We start from the raw sequence: 25,886 nt of genomic DNA, 5'->3' as shown, positions 1-25,886 counted from the left end.
ATATAATGATAATGATTCGCACTCGTTTTATCATAAGTGCGCTGGTCGCGGAGCTATCTCAGCGACGCGAGAGTTCCGGGTATGCCTGGCGCCAGCGGTTTAGATGGGCATGTATAACGGCTTGAAGGCGAACGAGGTTTTTCTCTTTCAGTGCCTGCACCATGTTGATGTGGTCGAGCGCGCTGTCGCGCTGGATCGCCTTTTTCGACCAGCCGCGATTGGCACTGCCAACGCCGCGCTCTCTGAGGTCATCGATCATCTGGGACAGGTGCAGGTTGCGGTAATAGGCGTTAAAGCAGCGGTGGAACTCTGCGTTCAGTCGGAACATCTCTTCAGACATGTCCTCTTCGACCGCCTGCAGAAATGCCTCGGCCAGTGACTCAAGCTGCTCCAGCCCGGCGTCATCGATGTTGGCGAGCACATTGGCAGCCGCCGCGCACTCGATGACTTCCCGTGCCTCTGTCAGTTCGATGCGCTCCTGCAGCGAGTGCTCGATAACACGGTAACCCTTGTAGGGTTCGTGGTGAAGAAAACCGCTGCTTTGAAGTTCACTGAAAGCCGAACGCACGGTAAACCGGTTAACTTCGAACGTCTGTTCGATATCGATCTGTTTGAGCCACTCTCCAGGGCGATATTCGCCGCTGGTGATCTTTTGCTTCAGGCGGGCGACCAGGTCCTGGGTGGTTTGGTCGGTCAGCGTTTTCTTCGCGTTTGTCATCGGTGTCCTTAGAAATTTATCCCTGTTACAGCGCACTGCATTCTACACCGGCGCGTACAGGGGAAATACCTGTCGATATTGGCGCCAATTATGACATAATGTCGCGAGCCGGTATTAAATGAGAGTGAATGATGTTTCGATTTGCATCAGCTGCCTTGATGGGCGTTGGTTTGCTGTTCTCTGTTCTTGCGCAAGCGCTGACCCTGACGGATGACAGGGGAGAGGCGCTGTCCCTGGATGCGCCAGCCAAACGTGTTGCTGCTGTATCCAACTTTGGCGCCGATCTATTAAATTCGGTGGGCATGACTCCGGTTGCCGTGACCCGCTTTGGCCCCTTCAGCCATCCCGACTATCTGGGTGATGCGCTTGATGATGTGCCCGTTATCGGGACTCGGGCACAGGTTAATCTTGAGCTTTTGTCTGAAGTGGATCCTGATCTTATCCTCGCGATCCGGCGCTACACCGAAAAGGATGTGGAACGGTTTTCCGAGATAGCTCCTTACATGGCGCTGAACCTTATTACTCTCGACGATAGCTATCGTGCGGTTTCTCTGGCGGGAGAAGCGCTGGGCAGGACGGAACAGACCGAGGCATTAAACGCTGAATTCAGCTCCCTGCTGGAGGATATGCAGACCCGTGCACCGGGTGGCGTGTCGGCAGCCCTGCTGGTGACAGGCGCCGAAGCCCCGTTTATCTACTATGACCACTTCCTTACGGCCGAGCTGCTGCGCAGGTTGAATGTGACCAACGTGGGTGGCTCGCTGGATGCGCCGGAGCAGGGGTTACCGCTGGGTTATCGTATCCGGCTTGAAACGCTGCTGGAGCGAGATCCAGATGTGATTTTTCTATTCGATTCAAATCACGAACGCGCATTTACCCGCAACCCGATCTGGCCCTACTTGAGCGCTGTTAAGAACGGCAGGGTTTATGAGGTGGGTCAGCATTGGAAGGAAGCGGCAGGGCCTAAGGCGCGGGTAATGGTAGCCCAAGAGATGGCGCACCTGCTTTACCCTGATCTTTTTCCGATGCCTGATGTGCCCCTGTCGCTGCGTAGTCACCCATATACTGGGGCTGAGCATTGATCAAAGCAGTGATAGCAGTCGGCGTCGGTGCGTTTGTTCTGGCATCTGCTCTGTTTATTTCCCTGATGCTGGGCGACGCTCTGTTTACACCAGGTCAGATCTGGTCCGCGGCCTCGGGTGATGGGGACAGACTAAGCCAAATCGTGCTGTTCGAGCTGCGCTTGCCCCGATCAATCATGGCTCTGCTTGTTGGTGCTGCGCTGGCCACTGCCGGTGGCATTATGCAGGGCGTCGCACGCAACCCTCTGGCATCGCCCGATCTTACTGGTGTAGTGGCCGGAGCCGCCTGCGCCATCGTCGTTGTTATCTCGGTTGTTCAGGTCGATACGCGCTGGCTGCCTCTGGTTGGATTTGGAGGCGGCCTGGCAGCGGGTGTGGCGACCTTTACGCTGGCATGGAAGGGGCAGATTCAGCCGCTGCGACTGGTGTTGGCCGGCGTGGCGATCAGTACGGTCTGCGTATCTCTGATGTCGGCAATGCTGCTGTTTTCCGGCGCCGAAGCCAGCGAGCTGTTCTTCTGGCTGGCGGGAGGTCTGGCTGGTCGTGGCTGGGAACTGCTGGACCAGCTTGGCATCTGGATCCTGGTACCGATGCTGGTCACGTTTTTGCTATCAAGCCGCTTCCGCGTGCTGCTGCTTGATGATGCCGTGGCACAGACGCTGGGAGTGTCCGTGAATCGCTGGAAACTGTTCTTTCTGATGATGACTGCGCTGATGACTACCGCTGCAGTCGTCGTCGCCGGCCCGGTTGGCTTTGTTGGCCTGGTGGTCCCTCACATAACCCGCAGGCTTTTCGATGAACAGCGCGCAAGCTGGCTGCCGATGAACGCCCTTATCGGTGCTCTGCTGTTACTGCTGGCTGACCTGCTGGCCCGCCTCACACCGGGCGTGCAGGAGGTCCCGCTGGGTGTACTGACGGCGCTTCTGGGCGGCCCCTGGCTGTTGTGGATCGTGTCGCGGACATCGCGGGTGCTTGCATGAACGCCGGCAATAACAGGTTAAGTGTATCTGGCTCTTGGTTAGGGCTGGTTCTTTTGGTCAGCCTGCTGCCTGTGGTGCTGGCGCTTAATCTGTTTCTGGGTGCCTCTGAGCTATCGCCGATGGAGGTTATCCAGACGTTACTGGTGGGGTCGGGGCAGGAGCATGTGGTGAGGGTGATCTGGGAGTTACGACTACCCAGGGCGCTTATGGCAGCACTGGTCGGTGCTCAACTGGCGCTGGCCGGATTCATGCTGCAAAGCCTGACGCGCAACCCACTGGCCGATGCAGGTTTGTTAGGTATATCGGCAGGTGCAAGCCTTGGCGCTGTGCTGGTCGTGGTCGGCGCGGGCACCCTATCCAGTGGCGTTGAAATATACCTGCAGGGCGAGAGCGTACTGGTCTGGCTTCCCGCTGCGGCTTTGGTGGGCGGTTTGCTGGCGGCAGCCCTGGTGTACGGCTTAAGCGGCGGCTCGGCCTTAACACCCTTACGGCTGATCCTGACCGGAGTGGTTTGTGCCGCCATTCTTAACGCACTGGTCACCGGGCTCCTCGGGCTATGGGGTCAGGCTCACACCGAAACAATTGCAGCCTGGCTGGCCGGGAGTTTGAACGGCAGAAGTTGGCAACATCTGAGTGTACTGCTTCCGTGGAGCGCAATGGGCTTGTTGGCAGCTCTATTGATCTACCGCCCCATGCGACTGTTGAGGCTGGTAGATGAACAGGCGTTGAGCCTGGGGCTGAACCTTGGTCTCTGGCGCTTGCTGACCATCGCGACTGCCACGCTGTTAACCGCCAGCGCGGTGGCGGTTGCCGGGCCCATAGGTTTTATCGGCCTCGTGGTGCCTCATCTGGCGCGTGGTATTGCACCGGGTCATATGGCGCTGCAATACCTGATGACCGCGATTGCCGGCGCAGTGATCGTATTGGCCGGTGATCTGGTGGGGCGGCTGGTGCTGGCTCCCTATGAATTGCCGGTTGGGGTGTTGGCGGCGCTGATCGGCGTGCCCGCATTTCTATACCTGTTAAGACGCCAGCCCTGAGGAATGGAGTATCAATACGCGATGAGTTTATCGGCTGAAAAGGTGAGGCTTGGCTACCAGGGCCAGGTGATTGTCCCTGAGCTCTCGGTTCAGATCCCGCGGCATAAGATGACCGCGCTGATCGGTCCGAATGGCTGCGGTAAAAGCACACTGCTCAAAGCCCTGGCCGGGCTTCTCAAGCCTTACAGCGGAAGCGTCAGGATCGATAACCACCCCCTGGGATCAATTAGCCGACGTGAGCTGGCGCTGAAGCTTGCCTTTCTGCCGCAGAAGCCGCAGGCACCGGAGAGTATTCGTGTGAAAGACCTGGTGGGCTACGGTCGTTTTCCGTACCAGGGGCTTATGCGAGGGGCCTGCGACCAGGACAGAAAAATTGTCCACTGGGCGATGAATGAAACCGGCGTTGAAGCTTATGCCGAACGCCCCATCGAGGCGTTGTCTGGCGGTCAGCAGCAGCGCGTATGGATCGCCATGGCGATTGCTCAACAGGCGGAAATACTCCTGCTGGACGAGCCGACAACTTTTCTCGACTGGGGGCATCAGTTGGAGGTGCTTGAACTGCTGGAGCGTCTTAACCGCGAGGCCGGGCTTAGTGTTGTCATGTCATTGCACGACCTTAACCAGGCTGCACAGTACTCTGACAACGTTCTCGTCATGAAGGAAGGGGCGCTGATCGCAGAAGGAGCACCAACCGATGTGATTACCGCTGATCTGTTACACGAGGTGTTCAGGGTCGAAGCGGAATGCGTTACCGGCAAAAGCGGTAAGCTGCACTGCATTGCCCGGGGTTCTGCGAATAAGTGTGTAAATCAGTCGGACAAGGCTCAATAGCGCAGGGAAGCGGGACCGCACAATGCGACAGCTACAGAAACGTTACTTTAAGGGGCTGGTTCCCTTTACCGCTTGCAAGGCCGACTCTCGATTCTCCTATTGCGCTTACGTACCGGAACGTTGCGGAGGCGATGAAAAGCCGCTGCCGTTACTAGTCGTCGTGCATGGATCTGCCAGAACAGCAGAGAGCTTTCGTGACCACTTTATAGAGTTTGCCGAGCAGCAGGGTTGTGTGATTCTCGCGCCGCTCTTCCCGGTGGGTTCGGCAGGTGATGAGGATGGATACAAACTTAAGCCTCCACTGAGCTTTCGCTATGACCGGGCGCTGCTGCATATGGTCTCTGAGCTTGGTGAGCGCTACAGACTGGAACAGCGTTTCTACCTGTTCGGCTTTTCCGGTGGCGCTCAGTTTGCGCACCGTTTCTGGTATCTCAATGCTTCCCGCGTGAGAGCGATCTCTATTGCCGCGCCCGGCAGTGTCAGCCTCCCCGCGGAAGGGGATGAACTCTGGAAACTGGCCAGTGAAACTCAGCAGAGCCTGGAGGCCGGTCTCGTCGATGTCCCGGCGCAACTGCTGATTGGTGAAGAAGATTGTGCGCCTAAGTCATCGCCGAGTGAAACGAAATGGCCAGACAGACAGGAATCGCTGAAGCTGCTCGCAAGGCATCTCGTGGCCCTGGGCGTTAACGCACAACATCAGAGCGTTGCGGGAGTCGCTCACGATGGTTTTGCCTTGATTGAGGCTGCGCAGGAATTTCTGGCGCAGGAAATGCGTCGGCAGCGCCGATGCTGATTGGGGCTAGCGGCAGTTAGGAATAGTCGAAAAAGAGCAGCCTGAATTTAATATCCAGACTGCTCCTGTTCTCACCGGTCTGAGAAAGCTTAGCCCCAAACCTCTTCAGCTATAGCGCAGATCAGTTTGATCTTGTTCCACTGCGCTTCTTCGCTGACCTTGTTGCCTTCCTCGGTGGAAGCGAAGCCGCACTGCGGGCTCAGACAGAGGTTTTCCAGCGGGATGTACTGGGTGGCTTCCTCAATGCGCGCCTTGATCACTTCCGCGTCTTCCAGTTCTGCGAACTTGGAGGTCACGAGGCCAAGGACTATCTTGCTGCCGTTGTTCGACCAGTGGCGCAGCGGTGCGAAGTCTCCGGAGCGGTCGTTGTCGTACTCCAGGAAGAAACCGTCGTAGGCGGTGGAGAACAGCTGCTCGGCCACCGGCTCGTAGCCGCCGGAGAAGAGCCAGGAAGAGGCGTGGTTGCCGCGACAGATATGGGTGGTGATCACCATATCGGCCGGCTTCTCTGCCAGGGATTCGTTGATGATGCGCGCACAGATGGTGGCGATCTCCTGCGGATCCAGGCCCTTGTCCTTGATCTCCTGCTGCTTGGTGGCATCGGCCAGAAACGCCCAGTTGGTGTCGTCAAACTGCAGGTAACGGCAGCCTGCGGCGTAGAACGCTTTGACCGCATCGCGGTAGGTGGCGGCCAGGTCGGCGTAGAACTCGTCCAGTGACGGGTAGATCGCCTGCAGGCTGGAGGAGCCATCGTTGGCCAGCAGCTCCTGGCGCAGGATCATGGTCGGGCTCGGGATCGTTGCCTTGGCCACGGAACCATCGCCGTTTTCCGCCAGCTTTTGCAGAAACGCGAAGTGGTTCAGGAACGGGTGCTCAGCGTTGAAGCTGATCTTGCCGTTAACGCGGATGTTGTAAGAGGGCGCTGCCTTGCCCTTGAACTGCTGGTTGTAACCGGCTTCCGGCACGTAGCCTTCAACGCCGTTCAGGTTTTCGAGGAAGTCGATGTGCCAGAACGCACGGCGGAACTCACCATCGGTGATCACCTTGAGGCCGGCGGCCTTCTGGTTTTCGACCAGTTCGGTGATAGCGCGGTCTTCGATGGCGGTCAGTGCTGCCTTGTCGATAGCGCCGGAGGCGAAGTCGCGGCGGGCCTGATGCAGGTAGCTGGGGCGAAGGTAGCTGCCGACGATATCAGCGTGTGCAGGGAATGGCTTGGCCATGATGTTTACCTCTTGCGTCCGTTCAAAAAACGCAATGGTAACGGAAGATGAATCGTTTGTAGGCGCAAATGTTTCATTGAACCATGAATGAAATTCAGCGCTTGCCTGCCAACTATTAATTTACCTAATTCATTCGAGGCGGGTTAACGTGATTTCCTTGGAGGCGATGCGCTGCAGCAGGTGACGGTCGTGACTGATCGCCAGGATCGACAGGCCCTCGCAGCTGCGCTGCATCAGGAAGGACCAGATATCGGCCTGGGTGATGGGATCCAGCATGGCGGTGATCTCGTCTGCGATTAGGTAGCGAACCTCGGGCGCCAGGGCGCGCAGGATCGCCACACGCTGTAGCTCGCCGCCGGATATCTCATGGGGAAAGCGGTTATACCAATCCCTTGATACACCCAGCGCCTCACGGGTGGCCTCGTCCGGAGCCCAGGCTTCTTCGATGATCCTGCCGATGCGCCAGCGCGGGTTTACGGCGAAGATCGGTGACTGGTGCAGGTATTGAACCGGGTTCACGCCGCCTCTGGGTTCGGCAAGCTGAATAGAGCCGCTCTGGGGCTTCAATACGCCCGCCAGCAGACGGCCGAGGGTAGATTTTCCGCAGCCCGAGGGGCCGGTAAGGCCGGTAATCTCACCAGGCCTCAGTGTCAGGCTGACTCCATCGACAATGGCGGGTTGGCGCGGATAACCAAAAGTCAGACACTTCGCCTCAAGCATAGGCGGGCTCCTGAACCGGCTCCAGGATCGGGTCCGGGATCTGAGGCGCCGGGCTTAGATTGAAATCACGCTGCGGTAGCGAGCGCCAGAGATTTTGCGCATACGCGGAGTTAAGCCTGTCGCCGTTTTCGCTGAAGGCGGAGGTGGCCTCGAGGCTGACCAGTCGGCCTCCGCTGAGTATCGCTACCTGGTCTGCGAAAGGCAGGCTTTCCGCCAGGTTGTGCGTGATCAGCAGCACCGCCTTGCCTTTATCCGCCAGCGCTCTCAGCTCCCGCAATACGGTGGTGGCCGTCTCTGCATCCAGGCCGCTGGTGGGCTCGTCTGCGACCACCAAGTCAGGTTCGCCGATGGTGGCGATGGCCAGCATCAGCCGTCGCGCCATGCCGCCGGATAGCTGGTGCGGATAGAGCCGTAACACCTCTTTGCCCAGGCCGTATTTTGCCAGTGTTGTGCTGAGGGTTTGGGCGTTTGCCTTGAGACCTGCGCGCCGCGCCGCCCATTTCAGTTGCTGACCGCAGCGGGCCAGCGGGTCCAGTGAGCTGATCGATTGCGGCACCAGCGAGAAACTTCTGCCGCGGTGACGTTCCTGGTTGCTGGCGCTGAGTGCTTCGCCGGCAAAACTGATGCGACCATTCAGCGCAATATTCGGCGGCAGTATGCCGAACACCGCGTGTGCGAGCAGGCTCTTGCCGGCACCGGAGGCACCGATCATCGCAACGATTTCACCGGGGGCGATACTGAGTGAAATCTCCTCCAGTACCGGCTTGATGCTGCGCTTAAGCGGGCTGTCGTAACGTTGAAAGCCGAGGGAGAAATTTTCAAAGGTCAGCAGGCTCATACTTCACTTAACCTCGGATCGGTGAGTTTACGGATGCCGTTGCCGATGGCGTCAAAACTGAGCACCAATAGCAGCAGTCCAAGACCGGGAAACAATCCAAGCCACCAGTTGCCGGCCATCAGGTAGCGCATGGAATCGGCCAGCAGGGTGCCGATGGCAGGTTTGCCGGGTTCCAGGCCGAAACCAAGAAAGGTCAGCGCCGCTTCATGCAGAATGGCGTGGGGGAACAACAGCGTGAAGCCTACCAGTGTCTGTGGCAGCAGATGGGGCAGCAGATGGTGCCGGCCGATATACCACCAGGATTTACCAAACTGACGTGAGGCCTGCACATACTCAGCGCTGCGCACCTGCAGAATCTCGGCCCGCAGTATGCGGGTCAGACGCGGCCAGTGGGTCAGGGTGACAGCGATAATGACGGCAGTGGTACCGCCGCCCAGCGCGAAGGCGATCAGGATCAGCAGCATCAGATGCGGCAGCCCGAGGGTGGTGTCGATCAGAAAGGAGACCACCGCGTCAGCCCAGCGCCCGCCGGTTGCCGCCAACATCGCCAGCACAACCGCTATCGCTGTTGAGAGTGCGGCGGTGATCAGCCCCACATTCAGGCTCAGACTCAGGCCGTGCAGCGTGCGCGCCAGCATATCGTGGCCAAACTGGTCGGTGCCGAACCAGTGCTGCCAGCTGGGCGCCAGCATCCGGGCGGAAAAGTCCATGGTGATACCCCTGTCGCCGATCAGGACAGATCCCAGAGCCACCAGCAGAATGCCGCCCAGTCCCAAGGCCGTGAGCATCAGGGTACTGATGCGGTTATTGCTGCGGATAACGAGGCTATTCATGGCTTGAGGAGCGACGGCATGATTCATGGCTGCGACCACTCCAGGGTTTCAGCCTGGCGCATACGGGGATCGACAAGCCGGTAAAGGAGGTCGGCTATCATGTTGCCGCTGGATACCAGCAGCGTCATGAACAGGGTGATGGCAAGCAGCAGTGGGATATCACCACGAATACCGGCTTCCACCGTTGCGCGGCCAAGGCCTGGGTAGGCGAACACCTGCTCGGCCAGTACCGATCCGCCGAACAGCTCGCCAATCGACGCAAAAAGCACGGTCAGTGCTGGCAGCGCCGCGTTACGGGCGCCGTGGCGCAGGGCAATATCCAAACGCGATGCGCCCTGTGCTCGTGCGTAGAGCGCATAGTCCGACTGCATGATCTCCACCATTTTCGCCCGGGTGTGCAGAGCGATCTGCGCCACACCAAGCAGTGTCAGTGTCGCCAGCGGCAGAAGCAGATGATGCAGCCGTTGCCAGAGGCTGACTTCGTCGGCCAGCATGCCAGGTGGCGCCGCGCAGCAGACCGGAGTCCACTGCAGCGAGACGGAAAACATCACCAGCAGGAGGATCGCCAGCCAGAAGGTGGGCGTGGAAGCGAGCACAAAGGAGTAAACACGAATAACGCGGTCCAGCAGCGAACCGGAATAAGCGCCTGCCAGTATGCCCAGCACAAAGCCGAGCAGTCCGGAGAGCAGCCAGGCCAGGCCCATCAGCGGCAGCGATGCGAGTACACGGCTGGCCAGCACCTCCGCCACTGGTGCGTTATAGGTCATGGAGAAACCCAGGTCGCCGCTGAGCAGGTTGCGAGCCCAGTGGCTGAACTGTTCGATGGGCGGCTGGTTAAGCCCCCATTTCTCGGCGATCAGTGCGCGCTGTTCAGGTCCGACCCGGGCGACATCCGGGCCAAGATAGGCATCCACCGGATCGATCGGCGACAGCTTGGCCAGCGAGAACGCCACAACCGCTACCGCGGCCAGTACAAGCACAAGCCGCAGCAGTCGGGTTAACGTGTAACGAAGGGAAGAGGTCACCGGCAGTTACTCGCAGGTCCAGGTCCAGTTCTGGATCAACGAGGTGATCGGCCAGCCGTGGCCGTGAGGTTCAATCTGGGTTTCGCCCAGGTCGAGGCATTCGTTGACGTAATAGATGTGCTCCAGATTGACCAGCCAGGCCCAGCCCGCTTCGCCTTTGGCGCCATATCCGGTGGTACCGTCCCATTCCGCTGCCTGCCAGTCGGGGTAGGAGGCTTCCAGGGTGGGCGCCGCCTGGGCCGCAGCGAAATGGGCGTCCACCGCAGCATCGGAAAAGTAACCCACATTGTAATAGCCGGCACCCGCCCAATCGGACTGATAGAGGCTGTAAACCTCCAGCGGCGTGTGGCTGCCCCAGCCGAAGACCACCGGCTCGGAATGGAAGATCTGACCCAGGCTCTCCCAGCTTTTACCGATGGCGGTTGCTTCTATTCCGAGTGCTTTCAGTTGCTCCGCCAGGGTAATCGCCAGCGCCTTGCGGGTGGAGTCTGAAGCGAGATAGTTAATCGGGAAGGCGGCGCGGACACCCTCTTTTTCACGCACACCATCTTCGCCACGCAGCCAGCCGGCCTGATCGAGTAGCGCGTTGGCGGCATCCAGATCGTATTCGACCGCTGCTTTCGGGTTGGACCAGGGCAGGCGGTCGGCGGGGCCTGAAGCGGGCGTACCGTGACCGAAGAGTGCGACCTGGACCAGCAGATCCCGATCCACGCCCAGGTTGATGGCGCGGCGTATCGCCCGGTCAGAGGTGACCGCGTTACCGAGCTTGTTTCCCTCCGCGTCGGTTTTGCCCTCATCGGCGAGAATAGGGAAGGTGATGCCGCGATTATCGACGGACTCAACGACCACCTGTTTGAAGCCGCTCGGCGCTGCATCGGCCAGGGCTGGCGGTACCGCAGCCATATCCACCTGACCGGCGCGGGCCGCCGCGAGGCTGGTGTCTTCACCGGTAAACAGGAAGGTGATCTTCGAGAACTCCGGCTGTTTGCCGTAATACTCGGTGTTGCGTTCCACGATTAACTGTTCGCCCTCAGTCCAGGAGATCAGCTTGAACGGGCCGGAACCAATAGGATGACGGCCATAATCCTGGCCATATTCGGCAGCGGGTACGATGCCCAGTGAATAGAAGTTCTCGGTAAAGGTGATCCAGGGTTTTTTAAGGTGGATCACCAGGCTGAAATCATCAACGGCTTCAGCGGAGTCAAACGCGCTCAGGTCGAGGGCGCCACCGGCACTGGCCGCTTGATTAAAGGTAAACGCCACATCGTGCGCTGTCAGCGGTGTACCGTCGGAGAAAACCGCATCGTCGCGCAGCGTGATGGTCCAGGTGAGACGATTATCTGACAGTGTCCATTCTTTAGCCAGGTCCGGCTGGGTCTCAAGTTTCGCGTCACGGGTCAGTAGCGTAGACTGAAACAGCGGATGGCCGTACTGTCCCCATCCCAGCAAAGGATCGAAACCCTCCTTGGGTTCGCCGCCGATCGCCAGCACCAGTTCGCTGGGTGCCTTATCTGATGCGATCGCAGCGCTGAATGTCAGCGGTGCTGCCATTGAAACAGAAAGAGTGGCAAGCGCGAATGCGCGCAAGGGGGGCATTGCCATGTGACAGCTCCTTATGATGGCGAATCGTCCGTTGATTTGGCTGGTACCCGCGGGCGGTTCCGAGACAATAAAACCAAAGGGTATGATGTATAAGGCAAAACATCATACTCAAGCAGGAAGAAGATATGCAACGTGTGACGGTCACTTTGGATGATGACCTTATGGAAGAGCTCGATCATCTGATCGAGGAGCGCGGTTACCAGAACCGTTCTGAAGCGATCCGTGATCTGGCCAGGGCAGGGCTCGGGCAGACTAAGCGTGAAACAGGCAATCAGTCGAACTGCTTCGGTGTACTCAGCTATGTGTACGACCACGCTGCCAGGGACCTGGCGCGCCGTCTGACCAGCACTTTCCATAGCCACCACGATCTGACCATTGCCAGCATGCATGTGCATCTGGATCACGATAACTGCCTGGAGATCGGTATTCTCAAAGGCCCGACCTCCGAAGTGCAGCACTTCGCCGACCACGTGATCGCCGAACGTTCGGTGCGCCACGGCTCGCTGCAGATTGTGCCCCAGGCACCGAAAGGGGACACCGAAGGCGAGTCGCACGAGCACTGAGCAGGGTGGAACCACCGGGTTTTCTGTGCATCCGCCCGTGGCTGTTGAAGCTTCAACCACGGGCGGGCGAGCCCTGCATAAGGTCTGCTTTACGGTCAGGCGAGTCTGGTGAGATGCATCGTGAACGTACGAGTGATAAAGACGATTTCCAATTCTTAATCAAATAGATAGACAACACTCTTAAACCCAGATATTACTTTATTTTGGTAACCTTTCTTTTATTAACCGCCCCGGTTAATCCCGCGCACTAGCTTCCGCCTGAGGCACTTCCAACGAACGGCTATCCGTCTGGCTCTCGACCGTCTTGGGTTCGACCATCGGTACCTGTCTTCTTATTAGCTGGCAGCGGTGCCTGAACCAACAATCTGACCCCATGCGGTAATTCGTTTTGATAATAACCTAACTGATATGTATTATCATTATCGTTAAGTAATTGGTTGGCCCATTTCAGCAGATCTCACCGGCAATGAGCTGGGGTGAATCAGCTTGGTTGGATAGCGGCTCAATAGCGAGAGGGTTACAGGGATGAACTGGAAAGAGGCGGCTCGGCTGGGCCAGCAGGCATTTCGGGATAATCAATACCGCCAGGCGATCGCCCACCATCGCAAAGCCAGGGATTTGGCTTTGCAGGAGTTCGAGCAGCTAGCCGTTCAGCAACCAGACCCTGCGGTCGCGGCGGTAATGGTTTGTGAGATTAATCTTGCAGAGAGCTTCGTGGCATTGGAGGAGTGGTCAGCCTGCAACGCCTGCTTCGAAAGTGCCGAACGCTTCCTCGATGATGCCACAGGGTTGCTGATGGATACGGGGCTTGAAGCCTGCCTGCGTGGCGCTGCGTTTATCCGGCAGGAGCGTTGCCTGTTATGCCAGACCTATCCGCAGCTTACTCAGGCCTCAAAAGCCTCAGCGCTTTCCAGTACCGATCTGCTCTCGCTGCATTCCCGCCCCGGCCCAATCGCCGGACACCTAAAGAAAGGACTCCACTAAAAACAGGCTTCGCGGTGCGCCCCGGAGGCCGTTCGCTGGCGCAAGTCGCCAAACACCGAAATAACCAAATACACGAATCCCACCGGAAAATAAGGACAGAGAAGATGCTGCATAACCTGCTTGCGAAAATGGATACCCTGGTCGGCTTTGAAGAGGCGTCGGCCCATTGCGATATCCCCTGCAAGATCTACGATCCCGCCACGGCTCAGATCGCTGCGCTGACGGTGATTCGTCTGGTCGATCTGCTGGAAGAGCTGAAGTCAGCACCGGCAGACGTAAATACCATGGCCAAGGTCAGCCGCCTGGCAAAAGAGAAAGAGGCGCATGGGCTGATCGTCAAAGAGGAGATTCGCGTCATCTGGGGCGATTACTTCAAACAGCCGCAGATCGAGAGGTTCCCGCAGATTCACGAGTTGACTCATAACATCATGCTCGCCGCGTCCAAAGCCAAGCAGGAGATCAACCGCGATGACGCCGTGAAGCTGCTGGAACTGGTCAATCAGTTCGCCGAGATCTTCTGGGAGACCAAGGGGGTATCCACCTTCCGTGCTAAGTGCCCGTACCTGCCGGAAGAGATTACGGTGTACCCGCAGCTGACACCTGAGGCCTGATGATCAGGATCGTCAGGGTCAGTGGATTAAGCATGTCGCCGGGTATGATGCCCGGCGATTTTGCAGCGGCTTTACACTGGCCGGCCTCTCTTTACCGGCCCGGACAAAGAGTGCTGCTTGAGCACCCTGCATTGGGGCTTATCATCAAGCGGCTGGATGCTGTGGAGGAGGGGGTCGTCTGGTTAAGCGGTGACTCCCCTTTAAGCAGCACGCGAGAAGCGATGGGTTGCCAGCCTTTGTCTGCATTGCGTGGCCGGGTGATTGCTGTGGTCCGTCGCCGAAGACACGACTGATCGAGCTTTTGATAGCTTCGATTCAGTGCTGCATCTCTCTTTGCTCTTGCACGCCTATCAGGTTCCAGAACGCTTCTACCAGCGGATTGGCCAGGTTCTTCTTCAGCGTGAACAGGCCGATATCGTAGGGTTCCAGTTCCGGCGTAACGTCCAGCACATGAATCCTGTTAGCCAGGGGGCTGTTATCCAGCACGATCTTGGGCACCACGCCGATGCCAAAGCCGAGGCTCACCATGCTGACTATCGCCTCGTTACCGGTGACCTGGGCGTAGATCTTCGGCTTGATGCCGTGCTGCGCAAACCAGTCATCCACGCGATAGCGGGAAACGCCGCCTTCCGACAGGATCATCGGGATATCGGCCCACTCTTTCGGGTCCAGCGGCGGGTTGGTCGGTACGTTGGGCACCTGCTGCTCCACTGGGGCTATAAACAGCAGTGGTGAAATAGCGATCGGCTTAAAGGCGATGCCTCTTGGAAGTTTGGAAGGGCGCGCTGCAATCGTAATGTCTTCGCTACCGTCTAGAATATGTGCGATGGCATGCTCCGGGTCGCCGGTGCGCAGCTTGATCTCGATGCCGGGATGGGCAATACGGAAGCGGCTCAACAGGTCAAACAGAAAGCTGTAGCTGGCCGTCACCGAGCCATAGAGGCTGATCTCGCCGCGCAGCTGGTCGGAGTTATCGGCCAGCTCGTAGCGGATCATGTCCCATTGATGGCAGGATTCGCGGGCATACTTGAGAAACTGCTTGCCCTCCTGGGTCAGCACAACGGTGCGATTATCGCGTTTAAATAAAGGTGCACCCACGGCTTCCTCAAGCTGGCGGATGTTACGTGACAGGGCAGAGATGCTGATATTGCACTCGTCGGCGGCACGGCCGAAGTGCAGCGTTTCGGCCAGCGCGAGGAAGTGTTGCAGGGCTCGGATATTCATAAAGTGAAGGATAGCTGAGTATTGCAAAATAAGGGACGTATCATTGCAGATATGTCAATTTACGCAAGGATCTATTTTCTATAGAGTGGCGTCACTTATCCGGGGCAGGCGTTAATACCACCTGCCAACAGGGTGCAAAATTTTGAGCATCGGCAGCCCCGGCCGGCGATGCTTTCATCATGTAAATCAGGATACGAGTCACATGGCTAACTACTTCAATACACTGCCGCTTCGCGAGCAGCTGGAACAGCTCGGCAAATGCCGTTTCATGGCCCTCTCTGAATTCGCTGACGGCGTTGAAGCGCTGAAAGGCAAAAAGATGGTTGTTGTCGGCTGTGGCGCCCAGGGCCTGAACCAGGGTCTGAACCTGCGTGACAGCGGCCTGGATGTGTCTTACGCACTGCGTCCGGAAGCCATCGCTGAGAAGCGTCAGTCCTGGAAAAACGCTACCGAAAACGGTTTCACCGTAGGCACCTACGAAGAACTGATCCCGACTGCGGACGTGGTTCTGAACCTGACTCCCGATAAGCAGCATACCGCTGTTGTTAACGCTGTTATGCCGCTGATGAAAGAGGGCGCTTGCCTGTCTTACTCTCACGGTTTCAACATCGTTGAAGAAGGCATGAAAATCCGTGACGACCTGACCGTTATCATGGTTGCTCCGAAGTGCCCGGGTTCTGAAGTCCGCGCTGAATACGTGCGTGGTTTCGGTGTTCCGACCCTGATCGCTGTTCACGAAGACAACGACCCGAAAGGTGAAGGTCTGGCTCTGGCCAAGGCTTACGCTGTCGGTACCGGCGGTCACAAGGCTGGCGTTCTGATGTCTTCCTTCATCGCTGAAGTGAAGTCTGACCTGATGGGCGAGCAGACTATCCTGTGCGGTATGCTGCAGACCGGTTCTATCCTGTGCTTCGACAAAATGGTCGAAGAGGGCATCGACGCTGGCTACGCTTCCAAGCTGATCCAGTACGGTTGGGAAACCATCACCGAAGCTCTGAAATACGGCGGCGTGACCAACATGCTGGACCGTCTGTCCAACCCGGCCAAGATCAAGGCATTTGACCTGGCTGAAGAGCTGAAGCAGATCATGCGTCCGCTGTACAACAAGCACCAGGACGACATCATGAACGGCAACTTCTCTTCCGGCATGATGGAAGACTGGGCCAACGATGACATCAAACTGCACACCTGGCGCGCAGAAACCGCTGAAACCAACTTCGAAAAGACTCCGGCTGGCGATGTAGAAATCTCCGAGCAGGAATTCTTCGATAACGGCATCCTGATGGTTGCCATGGTTAAAGCGGGCGTTGAGCTGGCGTTTGAAACCATGACCGCTGCCGGCATCATCGCTGAGTCTGCTTACTACGAGTCTCTGCACGAAACTCCGCTGATCGCCAACACCATCGCGCGTAAGAAACTGTACGAAATGAACGCTACCATCTCTGATACTGCAGAGTACGGTTGCTACCTGTACAACCACGCTTGCGTACCGCTGCTGGCTGACTTCATGAAAGGCATCAAGTCTGACGTGATCGGCAAAGGCCTGAGCGTAGAAGACAACGGCGTCGACAACGCTCGCCTGATCGAAGTCAACACCGCTCTGCGCAGCCACCCGGTTGAAGCTGTTGGTTCCGTACTGCGCGGCCACATGGCTGACATGAAGAAAATCGTTTAATCGGCTTCTAGCCCGTTAAACAGAAAAGGCCGGGCCTCCTTATGGGAAGTCCGGCTTTTTTGTCTGTAAATTCTTAACTCTTTGCCTGGATTCGTAACGATGACTGCTTCTATCTGCCTGCAAAATTTAACAGTGAACTTTGATGATCGCTTTAAACTGAGCGAGATCGACTGGAGCATCACACCCGACCAGCATTGGGTGATTACCGGCACCAACGGCGCCGGCAAATCCGCATTGGGCGCCGTTCTGGCCGGTGCGGGTGAGATTGAAAGCGGCACGCTGTCCGGAGTTCCGGGTAAGGTTGGGCTGGTCTCCTTTGAGGCCCAGGCCGAGCTGATCGCCCAGGAACTGAAAAAAGATGACGCCGACATCATGGATGTTATCGCCGAGGGTACACCTGTCCGCGAAATGATTTTTAACGACTGCGCCGATCCCGATCTGGCCAGCGAACTGGTCGAAAAGTTCGGCCTCACCGGGTTGCTGGATCGAGCCTTCCGTAAGCTCTCTACCGGCGAAACCCGCAAAATGATGCTGATCCGCGCGCTCTCCAGCAAGCCGGATCTGTTGATCCTGGATGAGCCCTTTGATGGCCTGGATGCCAATACTCTGGTGATGCTTCAGGAGCATCTCGCTGCGATTGTCGATGACGTGCCGATGATCCTGGTGCTGAACCGCTTTGACGAGATGCCGGCATTCATTACCCACGTGGCCTACGTCGATAAGGGCCGGCTGACCCACACCGTGGATCGTCAGGATGAAACCGCCTTTAACGAGCTGTACCAGCTGCTGCACCTGAAAACCACCGACCTGGATGTTCCCGAAGCGGACCCTGCCAGTACACTGCCGGCGCTCGACCCGGAGCAGCCGCTGGTGAACCTGAAAAACATCCGCGTTAAGTACGGCGACGACGTCATTATCGACGGCCTCGACTGGACCATTGAGCGCGGCCAGCACTGGCAGCTGAGTGGCCCCAACGGCAGCGGCAAAACCTGCCTGCTGTCACTGATCACCGGTGACCACCCGCAGTGCTATGTGAACGATATCTTCGTCTTCGGCTTTCAGCGCGGTAACGGCGAGAGTATCTGGCAGATCAAGCAGTTTATTGGCTACGTCTCCACCGCGTTGCAGTGGGAGTATCGTGTCAGCACCAGCTGCAAGAACGTGATCATCTCCGGCTTCTACGACAGCATCGGTATGTACACCAAGTCCACCGACAAGCAGAAGGAGATCGCCGATCAGTGGTTGGCCCTGCTGGGTATGAGCGATCGTGCGGATCAGCCGTTCAACAAGCTCTCCTACGGTGACCAGCGCCTGCTGCTGATCGCCCGCGCCATGGTGAAACACCCGCCGCTGTTGATCCTCGACGAACCCTGCCTGGGGCTGGACGACATGAACCGCCAACTCGTGCTGGCGCTGATCGAGAAGATCTGCGAGGCGAAAAACACCACCGTGCTCTACGTGAACCACCACGCGGAAGACCAGATCGCCGGTATCGAGAACTTCCTGGCGCTGACCAAGCACTCCTGAACCGCGTTGTAAATCGCTTAAAAGGCCTCGGCAACCGAGGCTTAGCTGGAAGATCGATAAGGGCCTTGGTAATGTCTTGGCCCTCGATCACTTGAGCTGATCTGCTCTAAAAGACTGCACCCGCAAGGAAGGTCCATGGCCAAGTTTCTTCACACCTCGGACTGGCACATCGGCCGGTTATTCCAGAATATCTCTCTGCTCGATGATCAGCTGCATGTGCTGGAACAGGTCAAGCAGTACGCGGCGGAGCATCAGGTGGATGCCCTGGTGGTTGCCGGTGATATCTATGACCGTTCTGTGCCGCCTGCGGACGCCGTAGATGCGCTGAATGCCTTTCTGGCGCGTTTTACCGAAGAGCTTTCCATCCCGGTGATTATGATCTCCGGTAACCACGACAGCGCGAAACGGCTGCGCTTTGGCGCCCAGTTCATGTCCGGCGCCGGGGTGCATATCCTTGGCGATATCCGCAAGGTCGCCACACCGGTTGAGGTGCAGACGGCGACCGGCCCGATCCAGTTTTTCGGTATCTCGTATCACGACCCGGTGGAGGTGAGGGAGGCGTTTGATGTGGAGGTGAAAACCTACGACGAGGCGCATACCCATCTGGCCGAGCTGGCGGAGCAGGCGCGCAGTGGCGATGCCCCCGCCGTATTGATCAGCCACTGTTTTATCGATGGTGCCGAGGAGAGCGACTCCGAGCGCCGTCTCTCCATTGGCGGTGCGGACCGGGTTTCCTATCAGCCGCTGCAGAGCTTTGATTACGTGGCCCTGGGTCATCTGCATGCGCCGCAATACAAGGGCGCGGAGCATATCCGCTATAGCGGCTCCCTGCTGAAGTACTCCTTCTCTGAACATAAACAGCGCAAGGGTGTGACCCTGGTTGAGATCAGCGAGCAGGGAACCTCTTGGGAGCATCTGCCGCTGATACCGCGGCGCGACATGCGCGTGATCGAAGGCACCCTTGAAGAGCTGGTTGAGCAGGGCCGCAGCGACCCTCATGCCGACGACTACATTCTTGCCCGCCTGACCGACAAACAGGATCTGTTGGAGCCCATGGCGCAGCTACGCCAGGTCTATCCCAATACGCTGGAGCTGGAACGTACCCAGTTCAGCGTTTCCCACGGCAGCCAACTGGTGGCCGATGTCAGCGCCAAACGCAGTGAGGACCTGGTGTTCAAGGACTTCTTCACCCAGGTGATGGGCGATGAGCTGACCGAGGAGCAGAACAAGCTGCTGCTGGAAGTGATCAACGAAGCCCAGGCTGCCATGGAGGGACAGGAATGAAACTGCACCAGTTAACGTTGACCGCCTTTGGACCCTTTGCCGGCAGGGAACAGATCGACTTTGCCAAACTCGGCGATAACCCGTTGTTCCTGATTGATGGCCCCACGGGTGCGGGTAAGTCCTCCATTCTGCACGCGGTCTGCTACGCGCTGTATGGCGAAACCACCGATTCCGAGCGCAAAGAGCTGGGCATCCGCTGCGACTACGCCGAGCCCGAGACGCTGACCGAGATCGAGCTGGAGTTCAGCATCCGCGGCCAGCGCTACCGTATCCATCGCGTACCGACACAGATGCGCCCGGCCAAACGTGGTGGCGGTGAGACCGAGCAGAAAGCTACCGCACATCTGCTGCGTATCGCCGAAGACGGCAGCGAAGAGACCCTGGTGCCGAAAAAGAAAACCGATGCCGATGCCCGCATTAAAGAGATCCTTGGCCTGACGGCAGACCAGTTCCGCCAGGTGATGGTGCTGCCCCAGGGCAAATTCCGCGAGCTGCTGCTGGCCAAGTCCGACGATCGTCAGGCGATCCTGTCGACCCTGTTCCAGACCGAGATCTACCAGCGCATCGAACAGCGGTTGAAAGACCGCGCCGGCGATATAGAGCGCCAGCACAAGAAGTTTGAAGACAGCAAAACCGAAGCGCTGCTGGAGCTGCATCTGGAAGATGTGGATGCGCTGATCGAGGCGATTGCGACGGCGGTCGAGGCCGTCGAGGCGAAGAATCAGGCCAAGTCCGATGCTTACGCCATCAAGAGCGTGGAAGAACAGAAGCTGAAATCCGCCGAAACGCTGAAAAAGAGCTTCGAACAGCAAACGCTCAAGCAGCAGGAGCTGGCTGAGCGTCAATCGCGTAAACCCGCCGTTGATAGTGCACGCGACAAACTTCGCCGCGCGGAAAAAGCGGCTGCCATAGCACCGGAGTGGAAAGCGTTACGGGTGCTGGATCAGCAGATTCAGAAGCGACAGGAAGAGCGCGAGCGAGCGGCAGTTACCGCCCAGCAGGCCTCAACCGAAGCTGCCTCCGCCGCAGAGCATCTCAAAGCTACAGAAGAGAGCTACAAGCAGCGTGATGAGTTAAAAACGACAGAAACGCGCCTGACCGGCTATCAAAAGGTGCTGGCCGGTTATGAATCCCTGAGGGATGAGGTGCGTAAGGCAAACGCAGCCCACACTGCCGCCGCCGCTAGAATGAGCGAGCTCGAGCAGGGTATCGCAAGGTTCGACGAGTCGTTGAAAGAGCGTAATGCCGAGATTGAAATGCTCACTGGGCAAGTCGGCCAGAAGGCCGAGCTTACCGAGCAGTTGCTAAGTGCCAAGCGCCGTTGGGAGCTGGCAATCAAACTGGATGGCGCCCTGGCTGAGCAAGCCAGGCGTGAGCAGGCGGTTACCGAGGCTCAGGCGGCGCTGGGACAAGCGAACAGCGCGCATCAACAAGCCAGCACCCAGGCGGATCGTCTGGAGATGATCTGGTTTACCAACCAGGCGGCCGTACTGGCAAAAAAACTGGAGCTGGACCATCCCTGTCCGGTCTGTGGCAGCCTGGAACACCCCAATCCTGCGCAGTTTGCGGACGATTCCGCGCCGGTTGATCAGGATGCGGTCGAGCAGGCCCGAGCCATCGCCAGTGCTCGCCTGACCGAACGTCACACTGCCGAGACGCGCGTGTCTGAGCGCCAAAGTGCCGTGCAGAGCCAGCAGCAGTTGATCGCGGAGCTCCGGCAGGAGCTGGAAGTCGATCTGTTCTTTTCCGCAGAAGCGTTGAAGGATGAATATGCGCGGCTCGATCAGCAGCTCAATCAGATCAGTGCCTGCGAACACAGACTGGAGTCACTTAAAGCGATACAAAAATCGGAGGAGTCCAAGCGCGAGCTCCTCCAGGCTGAGCAAACGGAACTCAACAGGACGCTGCCGAAGCTGTCTGGCGATAAAGCCGCGGCCGAGAGTCGCCTGATCTCTGCCGAAAACGAACTGCCGGAGAACTATCGCAGTCTGGATGCGCTGAGTACGGCGATTCGCGATACCCAACTGGCTATCGAGAAACTGGAGCAGGCCTATCAGGCGGCGCAGAAGCGCCACTCAGAAGCATCCAACCGCTTAACGGCGGCAAACTCGGCACTGGACTCGCTGACGCGACAGCTCGATGAGCTACAGGGCAACCGGGCGGAGCAACTCACAGCCTGGCAGAACGCTCTGTCCGAGAGTGAGTTTGAATCCCAGTCTGACTTTGAAGCTAGCCTGATGGACGAGGCATCGGCCGAGACGTTGCGTGCCCGCATCGTCCAGTACGACGAAACAGTGAAGTCACTGCAGGCGCAGCTGGCCTTGATGGCAGAGCAGCTGAAAGATCAGCAGCCGCCGGAACTTGAAGCGCTGCAGGAGCGCTATCAGCAGGCGGAAAGCGCCTATCAGCAGGCTGAGCATAGCTGGGCCGAGGCTCAGCAGCAGAAAGCGTTGTTTGAGCGCACCCTGGAGAAGATCCGTTCTCTGGAGGAGCAGCAGCAAGCGGTTAAGCAGCAGTACGAAGTGGTCGGCAAAATGGCGAAAGCCGCCTCCGGCCGAGGGGAAGTGCGCGTCAGCCTGGAGCGCTTTGTGCTAGGCAACCTGCTGGACTCGGTACTCAGCGTGGCGAGCCAGCGCCTCTATACCATGAGCAAGGGGCAGTACCGCCTGGTGCGGCAGAACGAGACCGAGCAGAAGCGCAACGTCACCGCGGGTCTCGATCTCGCCATCGACGACGCCTACAGCGGTAAGACACGACCCGTGGCAACCCTGTCCGGCGGTGAGTCGTTCATGGCCTCGTTGTCGCTGGCGCTGGCGCTCTCCGAAGTGGTTCAGCAGCGCTCCGGTGGTATCCAACTGGATACGCTGTTTATCGACGAAGGCTTCGGCAGCCTCGACCAGGAATCCCTGCAACTGGCCATCGATATGCTGGTGGAACTCCAGGCCACTGGCCGTACCATCGGCATTATCTCCCACGTATCCGAGCTCAAGGATCAGATGCCGCTGAGAATCGATGTGAAGTGCGGGCGGGATGGCAGCTATGTTTCGATGAGTCAGGCGTAATGACCTAAGCGGTGAAGTGGCAGGTCCCGTAATCGTTATCTGGGAAAACAGAACGCCTCATGATCCCGCTAAAGGTCTTGAGGCGTTGCTCCTGATAGAAATCGTCATTGGCTGAGTCAGCTCCGCGATAATCGATTGAGCAAATCTTTGCTCAAAACCTGTGTGCATCGTTATTAATGGGCAGATATTTGCACAATACCCCCTGGAGCCCAAACCCACTCTGCCACTGCCTAGTGACAGTTCACCGGTGGCCATTGAAAGAGTGACGTGCAGGCATGCAGGTGTAGCGGAGATACCGTATCTGCTCCTTGAGTGATCAGCGGTAACTGACCGATTTGAAGCCCCGCGCTGAGTGCTTTTCGGCCAGCACAGCGATCAGCTCGCTGATAATCGCTTCCATGGAATTTCCCGGCGGAAAAACCGCATCGACGCCCATTGTGGTGAGGGCCGGGATATCCTGATCGGGGATAATCCCGCCAACAAACACGCCCAGCCGGTCGCAGGCCTCCTGTCCGAGTGTATTGAGCAGCTGTTCCACCAGTGGCAGGTGAGCGCCGGATAGGAGCGAGATACCCAGGGCATCGTAGGGGGCTGCATCGAGCATGCGCTGTACCTGCTCTGGCGTGCTGAATAGCGGACTGATATCCACGTCAAAGCCTGCATCCTTGAGTCCGGAGGCAACTACGCGAACGCCACGGTCGTGGCCATCGAGCCCCAGTTTTACCAGCAGGGCGCGGGGTGCTTGGCCCAACTGTTGGTGGTAGGCCTCAACCTCCCGGCGGATGCTGTGCCACTGGGTATCCTGGCGACGCTCTATGCCATAGAGGCCGGCGAGGTAATGCGCATCTGCCTGATGGCGGCGCATCTGTTTCAGCAGGGCCTGGGTGCACTCGCCAAGCGTGGCGCGGGCGCGGATCGCCTCAATGGTGAATGCCAGCAGGTTGGCCGTTGGCGAAGCGGCGGCCGCGGTAAGATCGGCCAGCGCCGCTTCTACCCGGCGGGTGTCGCGTGTTTCTTTGAGTCGCTGCAGGCGCTGGCGCTGCTGATTCAGTACCTCACCGGCATCGATAGCGCGCACTGGCGGGCGGGCCTCATCATCACTGACAAAACGGTTAACACCGATAATCGGATGCTGGCCGTTGTCGATACGGCTCTGGGTTCTCAGTGCCTGGCCGTGGATCTGCTTGCTGACCCAGCCTGATTCCAGCGCGGCCAGAATTCCGCCCAGGGCATCGATCTGGCGAAGGTAATCGCGTACTTTGTCAGCCATCTGCTGGGTCAGGGATTCCATCATGTAGGAGCCGCCCCAGGGGTCGGCCACATCACAGATGCCGGTTTCCTGTTGCAGAATCAGCTGGGTGTTACGTGCGAGGCGTGCGGAGTGCTCTGTCGGCAGAGACAGCGCTTCGTCGTAGGCGTTGGTGTGCAGCGACTGGGTGCCGCCAAAGACGCCGGCCATCGCTTCGATGGTAGTACGAATCAGGTTGTTGTGTGGCTCCTGCGCGGTCAATGACCAGCCGGAGGTCTGGCAGTGCATCTTCATCCGCTTGGCGCGATCCGATCTGGCGCCGCGACGTTCAACCTCTTCGCACCAGAGCAGGCGCGCCGCCCGCAGTTTGGCGATTTCATCAAAAAAGTTCATGCCAACGCCGAAGAAGAAGCTGAGCCGGTGGCAGAAATGATCCAGATCCAGACCCCGCGCGCTGATCGCATCCAGGTATGCGCGGGCGTTCGCCAGTGTCAGTGCCAGCTCCAGCGCGGGTTCTGCTCCCGCTTCCTGAAAGTGATAACCGGAGATCGACATGCTGTTGAAGTTAGGCAGTGCCTCGCTCAGATAATCCACCACATCGGCGCAGATCCGCAGCGAAGGCTTGGGTGCAAAGATATAGGTGTTGCGCACCATGAACTCTTTGAGAATATCGTTCTGAATAGTGCCGCGCAGCTGCTCGCGGGCCACGCCGCTCTCTTCGCCGGCGACGATAAATGCGGCCATGATCGGCAGTACCGCACCGTTCATGGTCATCGACACCGACACACGGCTGAGGTCGATGCCATCAAACAGTCGCTTCATATCCTCAACGCTGTCGATCGCTACACCGGTACGCGCCACATCGGCCTGGGCGGCGGGGTGGTCGGAATCAAAGCCCAGGTGCGTTGCCAGGTCAAAAGCGACGGATAGCCCCTGACCACCCTCAGCCAGCGTCTGCTTGAATGCGGCGTTGGAGGCTTCAGCATTGGCAAAGCCGGTGTACTGGCGAATCGTCCAGGGCTTGTGCCGATACATCTGCGTAAACGGACCGCGCAGAAATGGCGCTTCGCCCGGGCGACTGTGTTGATACTCCAGATGGCGAATATCATCGGCACTGTAAAAAGGTTTGCGCTCTACCATGCTCACCCCCGGTTGGCCCAGCGATATTCCGCGCCGTTCAGGCGCTGTTTACGGGTCAGGATATCGGCGATTTTCTGACCGTCTGAGTCCCGGCGCACGCTGAGCCAGTGCAGCAGCGTGCGTTCATCGGATTTCAGCGTGGCGAAGCTCAGGTGCAGCGCATCGCCGATATTGATATTGCCGTAGTAGTTCAACTGCCGGTCGGCGATCTGCCACAGCTGGCGATTGCGATTCCAGCTCCACTCGGCGCGGTCGGCAGCGGCCTGGAAATTGGCGAAGTAGAGAAAGTCTGCGCCGTTAAAATCGTTATGGGGGCAGGGGTGGTGAATGACACCGGGCAGCTTGCCGGAGGTGTCGGGCTTGAGTCCCAGCCACTCCTGCCAGTGTTCGTTGCGAAAGGCTTTGGCGGAGTCCGCCAGCCTGATCGCTTGCGCGTTCAGTGTCAGCAGTGCATCGCTGGCTGAGTGAGTCGAAGTCTCAGTGGCCAGCTCGGTACGCACAACACTCTGGTTGTTTCCCGCTTCCCGCCGGCTCACCTGGGTCGAGAGCATCTCCACCCGCGCACAGGTTTGGCCATTACAGAGCAGTTGATGGCTGCTGAAGAAGCGCGCCCGCCCAATGGGGCTCAGGCGGGTTTCGATGCTGAAATGATCGTTTTCGTTGATCAGCTGCAAACGGGCATCATCCATTTTTACCGCCACAAAGGCGGCATAAACCGTTGAGCCATCCGCCGCCCTGAAATCCGGCAGGGTTTGGCCGAACTGCTTTGCCAGCGCGAGCCAATGCTGGTTGCCGCACTCCTTGAGCAGCCAGTTCTCACTCAAGCCGCACAGAGACAGGTTGGGCATGCCGGCGACAAATTGCGCGTTACAGCTGATCATCGGG

General features: G+C 58.3%; 22 protein-coding genes. 12 read left to right on the top strand and 10 right to left on the bottom strand.

From position 1 onward, the window contains the following. Window positions 1-58: 58 nt before the first annotated feature. A complete protein-coding gene (locus CLV83_RS06340; protein WP_132289068.1) occupies window positions 59-718 on the bottom strand; it encodes a GntR family transcriptional regulator in 660 nt (219 codons plus the stop codon). A gap of 128 nt (window positions 719-846) precedes the next feature. Between CLV83_RS06340 and CLV83_RS06335 the strand changes: the two genes are divergently transcribed. The 5 genes from CLV83_RS06335 to CLV83_RS06315 are packed head-to-tail and all read left to right on the top strand — an operon-like array spanning window position 847 to window position 5,444. After that, a complete protein-coding gene (locus tag CLV83_RS06335; protein ID WP_243642293.1) occupies window positions 847-1,800 on the top strand; it encodes an ABC transporter substrate-binding protein in 954 nt (317 codons plus the stop codon). After that, the gene (locus CLV83_RS06330) at window positions 1,797-2,780 is read left to right on the top strand and encodes a FecCD family ABC transporter permease (protein ID WP_243642292.1); all 984 of its coding nucleotides are present in this window, start codon (window positions 1,797-1,799) and stop codon (window positions 2,778-2,780) included. Before CLV83_RS06335 ends, CLV83_RS06330 begins: the two co-directional genes overlap by 4 nt. A 53-nt stretch (window positions 2,781-2,833) precedes the next feature. Further along, window positions 2,834-3,820 (top strand): FecCD family ABC transporter permease, encoded by a 987-nt coding sequence (locus CLV83_RS06325; protein WP_243642291.1) that lies wholly within the window; start codon window positions 2,834-2,836, stop codon window positions 3,818-3,820. Window positions 3,821-3,841: 21 nt separating this feature from the next. Continuing rightward, window positions 3,842-4,651, top strand: coding sequence for an ABC transporter ATP-binding protein (locus CLV83_RS06320; RefSeq protein ID WP_132289062.1), 810 nt, complete (start codon window positions 3,842-3,844; stop codon window positions 4,649-4,651). Window positions 4,652-4,673: 22 nt separating this feature from the next. After that, window positions 4,674-5,444, top strand: a complete 771-nt coding sequence (locus tag CLV83_RS06315; RefSeq protein ID WP_132289059.1) for an alpha/beta hydrolase family protein — start codon at window positions 4,674-4,676, stop codon at window positions 5,442-5,444. Between the two features lie 89 nt (window positions 5,445-5,533). Here CLV83_RS06315 and CLV83_RS06310 read toward each other — a convergent pair whose 3' ends face one another. The 6 genes from CLV83_RS06310 to CLV83_RS06285 form a co-directional block, all read right to left on the bottom strand. Beyond that, on the bottom strand, window positions 5,534-6,664 hold the full coding sequence (locus CLV83_RS06310) for a 5-methyltetrahydropteroyltriglutamate--homocysteine S-methyltransferase (RefSeq protein WP_132289056.1): 1,131 nt from the start codon (window positions 6,662-6,664) through the stop codon (window positions 5,534-5,536). Window positions 6,665-6,793: 129 nt separating this feature from the next. Beyond that, entirely contained in the window at window positions 6,794-7,384 is a 591-nt protein-coding gene (locus CLV83_RS06305) for an ABC transporter ATP-binding protein (RefSeq protein WP_132289053.1), read from the bottom strand. Next, on the bottom strand, window positions 7,377-8,222 hold the full coding sequence (locus CLV83_RS06300; protein WP_132289050.1) for an ATP-binding cassette domain-containing protein: 846 nt from the start codon (window positions 8,220-8,222) through the stop codon (window positions 7,377-7,379). The genes CLV83_RS06305 and CLV83_RS06300 overlap by 8 nt, the downstream gene beginning before the upstream one ends. After that, a complete protein-coding gene (locus CLV83_RS06295; RefSeq protein ID WP_132289047.1) occupies window positions 8,219-9,082 on the bottom strand; it encodes an ABC transporter permease in 864 nt (287 codons plus the stop codon). Before CLV83_RS06295 ends, CLV83_RS06300 begins: the two co-directional genes overlap by 4 nt. Then, window positions 9,079-10,080: an ABC transporter permease gene (locus tag CLV83_RS06290; protein WP_132289044.1), complete on the bottom strand. Its 1,002-nt coding sequence runs from the start codon at window positions 10,078-10,080 to the stop codon at window positions 9,079-9,081. The genes CLV83_RS06295 and CLV83_RS06290 overlap by 4 nt, the downstream gene beginning before the upstream one ends. 6 nt (window positions 10,081-10,086) lie before the next feature. Then, complete coding sequence (locus CLV83_RS06285; RefSeq protein ID WP_243642290.1) at window positions 10,087-11,682, bottom strand: ABC transporter substrate-binding protein; 1,596 nt, start codon at window positions 11,680-11,682, stop codon at window positions 10,087-10,089. Between the two features lie 125 nt (window positions 11,683-11,807). Between CLV83_RS06285 and nikR the strand changes: the two genes are divergently transcribed. The 3 genes from nikR to sodN all read left to right on the top strand — a co-directional run bounded on the left by nikR (window position 11,808) and on the right by sodN (window position 13,840). Continuing rightward, window positions 11,808-12,245 (top strand): nickel-responsive transcriptional regulator NikR, encoded by a 438-nt coding sequence (nikR, locus tag CLV83_RS06280; RefSeq protein ID WP_132289041.1) that lies wholly within the window; start codon window positions 11,808-11,810, stop codon window positions 12,243-12,245. Window positions 12,246-12,770: 525 nt separating this feature from the next. Continuing rightward, complete coding sequence (locus CLV83_RS06275; protein ID WP_132289038.1) at window positions 12,771-13,229, top strand: hypothetical protein; 459 nt, start codon at window positions 12,771-12,773, stop codon at window positions 13,227-13,229. A gap of 104 nt (window positions 13,230-13,333) precedes the next feature. Next, complete coding sequence (gene sodN, locus CLV83_RS06270; protein ID WP_132289035.1) at window positions 13,334-13,840, top strand: superoxide dismutase, Ni; 507 nt, start codon at window positions 13,334-13,336, stop codon at window positions 13,838-13,840. 315 nt (window positions 13,841-14,155) lie between these two features. On the opposite strand, the gene ilvY is transcribed toward sodN, so the two are convergent. Continuing rightward, window positions 14,156-15,064, bottom strand: a complete 909-nt coding sequence (gene ilvY / locus CLV83_RS06260) for an HTH-type transcriptional activator IlvY (RefSeq protein ID WP_132289029.1) — start codon at window positions 15,062-15,064, stop codon at window positions 14,156-14,158. A gap of 202 nt (window positions 15,065-15,266) precedes the next feature. Here ilvY and ilvC point away from each other — a divergent pair, with 202 nt between their 5' ends. From ilvC to CLV83_RS06240, 4 genes are all read left to right on the top strand, one after another. After that, complete coding sequence (gene ilvC, locus CLV83_RS06255; protein WP_132289025.1) at window positions 15,267-16,739, top strand: ketol-acid reductoisomerase; 1,473 nt, start codon at window positions 15,267-15,269, stop codon at window positions 16,737-16,739. Between the two features lie 99 nt (window positions 16,740-16,838). Beyond that, the gene (gene modF, locus CLV83_RS06250; protein ID WP_132289022.1) at window positions 16,839-18,266 is read left to right on the top strand and encodes a molybdate ABC transporter ATP-binding protein ModF; all 1,428 of its coding nucleotides are present in this window, start codon (window positions 16,839-16,841) and stop codon (window positions 18,264-18,266) included. Window positions 18,267-18,401: 135 nt separating this feature from the next. After that, window positions 18,402-19,550 (top strand): exonuclease SbcCD subunit D, encoded by a 1,149-nt coding sequence (locus CLV83_RS06245; protein ID WP_132289019.1) that lies wholly within the window; start codon window positions 18,402-18,404, stop codon window positions 19,548-19,550. Further along, window positions 19,547-22,612 (top strand): AAA family ATPase, encoded by a 3,066-nt coding sequence (locus CLV83_RS06240; protein ID WP_132289016.1) that lies wholly within the window; start codon window positions 19,547-19,549, stop codon window positions 22,610-22,612. The genes CLV83_RS06245 and CLV83_RS06240 overlap by 4 nt, the downstream gene beginning before the upstream one ends. Before the next feature lie 316 nt (window positions 22,613-22,928). Here CLV83_RS06240 and scpA read toward each other — a convergent pair whose 3' ends face one another. Beyond that, window positions 22,929-25,001, bottom strand: a complete 2,073-nt coding sequence (scpA, locus tag CLV83_RS06235; RefSeq protein WP_132289013.1) for a methylmalonyl-CoA mutase — start codon at window positions 24,999-25,001, stop codon at window positions 22,929-22,931. A 2-nt stretch (window positions 25,002-25,003) separates the two neighbouring features. After that, complete coding sequence (locus CLV83_RS06230; RefSeq protein ID WP_132289010.1) at window positions 25,004-25,882, bottom strand: Pnap_2097 family protein; 879 nt, start codon at window positions 25,880-25,882, stop codon at window positions 25,004-25,006. Window positions 25,883-25,886 lie beyond the last annotated feature (4 nt).

Origin of the sequence: Marinobacterium mangrovicola (assembly GCF_004339595.1) — a bacterium.
In the GTDB taxonomy this organism is placed as follows: Bacteria; Pseudomonadota; Gammaproteobacteria; order Pseudomonadales; family Balneatricaceae; genus Marinobacterium_D; species Marinobacterium_D mangrovicola.
Note: the sequence above shows the minus strand (reverse complement) of the source record. Positions and strands in the feature narration are given on the sequence as shown.

Coding starts and splice junctions, on each gene's coding strand:
- CLV83_RS06340 (WP_132289068.1), bottom strand. CDS start 718: ATGACAAACGCGAAGAAAACGCTGACCGACCAAACCACCCAGGACCTG.
- CLV83_RS06335 (WP_243642293.1), top strand. CDS start 847: ATGATGTTTCGATTTGCATCAGCTGCCTTGATGGGCGTTGGTTTGCTG.
- CLV83_RS06320 (WP_132289062.1), top strand. CDS start 3,842: ATGAGTTTATCGGCTGAAAAGGTGAGGCTTGGCTACCAGGGCCAGGTG.
- CLV83_RS06315 (WP_132289059.1), top strand. CDS start 4,674: ATGCGACAGCTACAGAAACGTTACTTTAAGGGGCTGGTTCCCTTTACC.
- CLV83_RS06310 (WP_132289056.1), bottom strand. CDS start 6,664: ATGGCCAAGCCATTCCCTGCACACGCTGATATCGTCGGCAGCTACCTT.
- CLV83_RS06305 (WP_132289053.1), bottom strand. CDS start 7,384: ATGCTTGAGGCGAAGTGTCTGACTTTTGGTTATCCGCGCCAACCCGCC.
- CLV83_RS06300 (WP_132289050.1), bottom strand. CDS start 8,222: ATGAGCCTGCTGACCTTTGAAAATTTCTCCCTCGGCTTTCAACGTTAC.
- CLV83_RS06295 (WP_132289047.1), bottom strand. CDS start 9,082: ATGAATCATGCCGTCGCTCCTCAAGCCATGAATAGCCTCGTTATCCGC.
- CLV83_RS06285 (WP_243642290.1), bottom strand. CDS start 11,682: ATGGCAATGCCCCCCTTGCGCGCATTCGCGCTTGCCACTCTTTCTGTT.
- nikR (WP_132289041.1), top strand. CDS start 11,808: ATGCAACGTGTGACGGTCACTTTGGATGATGACCTTATGGAAGAGCTC.
- CLV83_RS06275 (WP_132289038.1), top strand. CDS start 12,771: ATGAACTGGAAAGAGGCGGCTCGGCTGGGCCAGCAGGCATTTCGGGAT.
- sodN (WP_132289035.1), top strand. CDS start 13,334: ATGCTGCATAACCTGCTTGCGAAAATGGATACCCTGGTCGGCTTTGAA.
- ilvY (WP_132289029.1), bottom strand. CDS start 15,064: ATGAATATCCGAGCCCTGCAACACTTCCTCGCGCTGGCCGAAACGCTG.
- ilvC (WP_132289025.1), top strand. CDS start 15,267: ATGGCTAACTACTTCAATACACTGCCGCTTCGCGAGCAGCTGGAACAG.
- modF (WP_132289022.1), top strand. CDS start 16,839: ATGACTGCTTCTATCTGCCTGCAAAATTTAACAGTGAACTTTGATGAT.
- CLV83_RS06245 (WP_132289019.1), top strand. CDS start 18,402: ATGGCCAAGTTTCTTCACACCTCGGACTGGCACATCGGCCGGTTATTC.
- CLV83_RS06240 (WP_132289016.1), top strand. CDS start 19,547: ATGAAACTGCACCAGTTAACGTTGACCGCCTTTGGACCCTTTGCCGGC.
- scpA (WP_132289013.1), bottom strand. CDS start 25,001: ATGGTAGAGCGCAAACCTTTTTACAGTGCCGATGATATTCGCCATCTG.
- CLV83_RS06230 (WP_132289010.1), bottom strand. CDS start 25,882: ATGATCAGCTGTAACGCGCAATTTGTCGCCGGCATGCCCAACCTGTCT.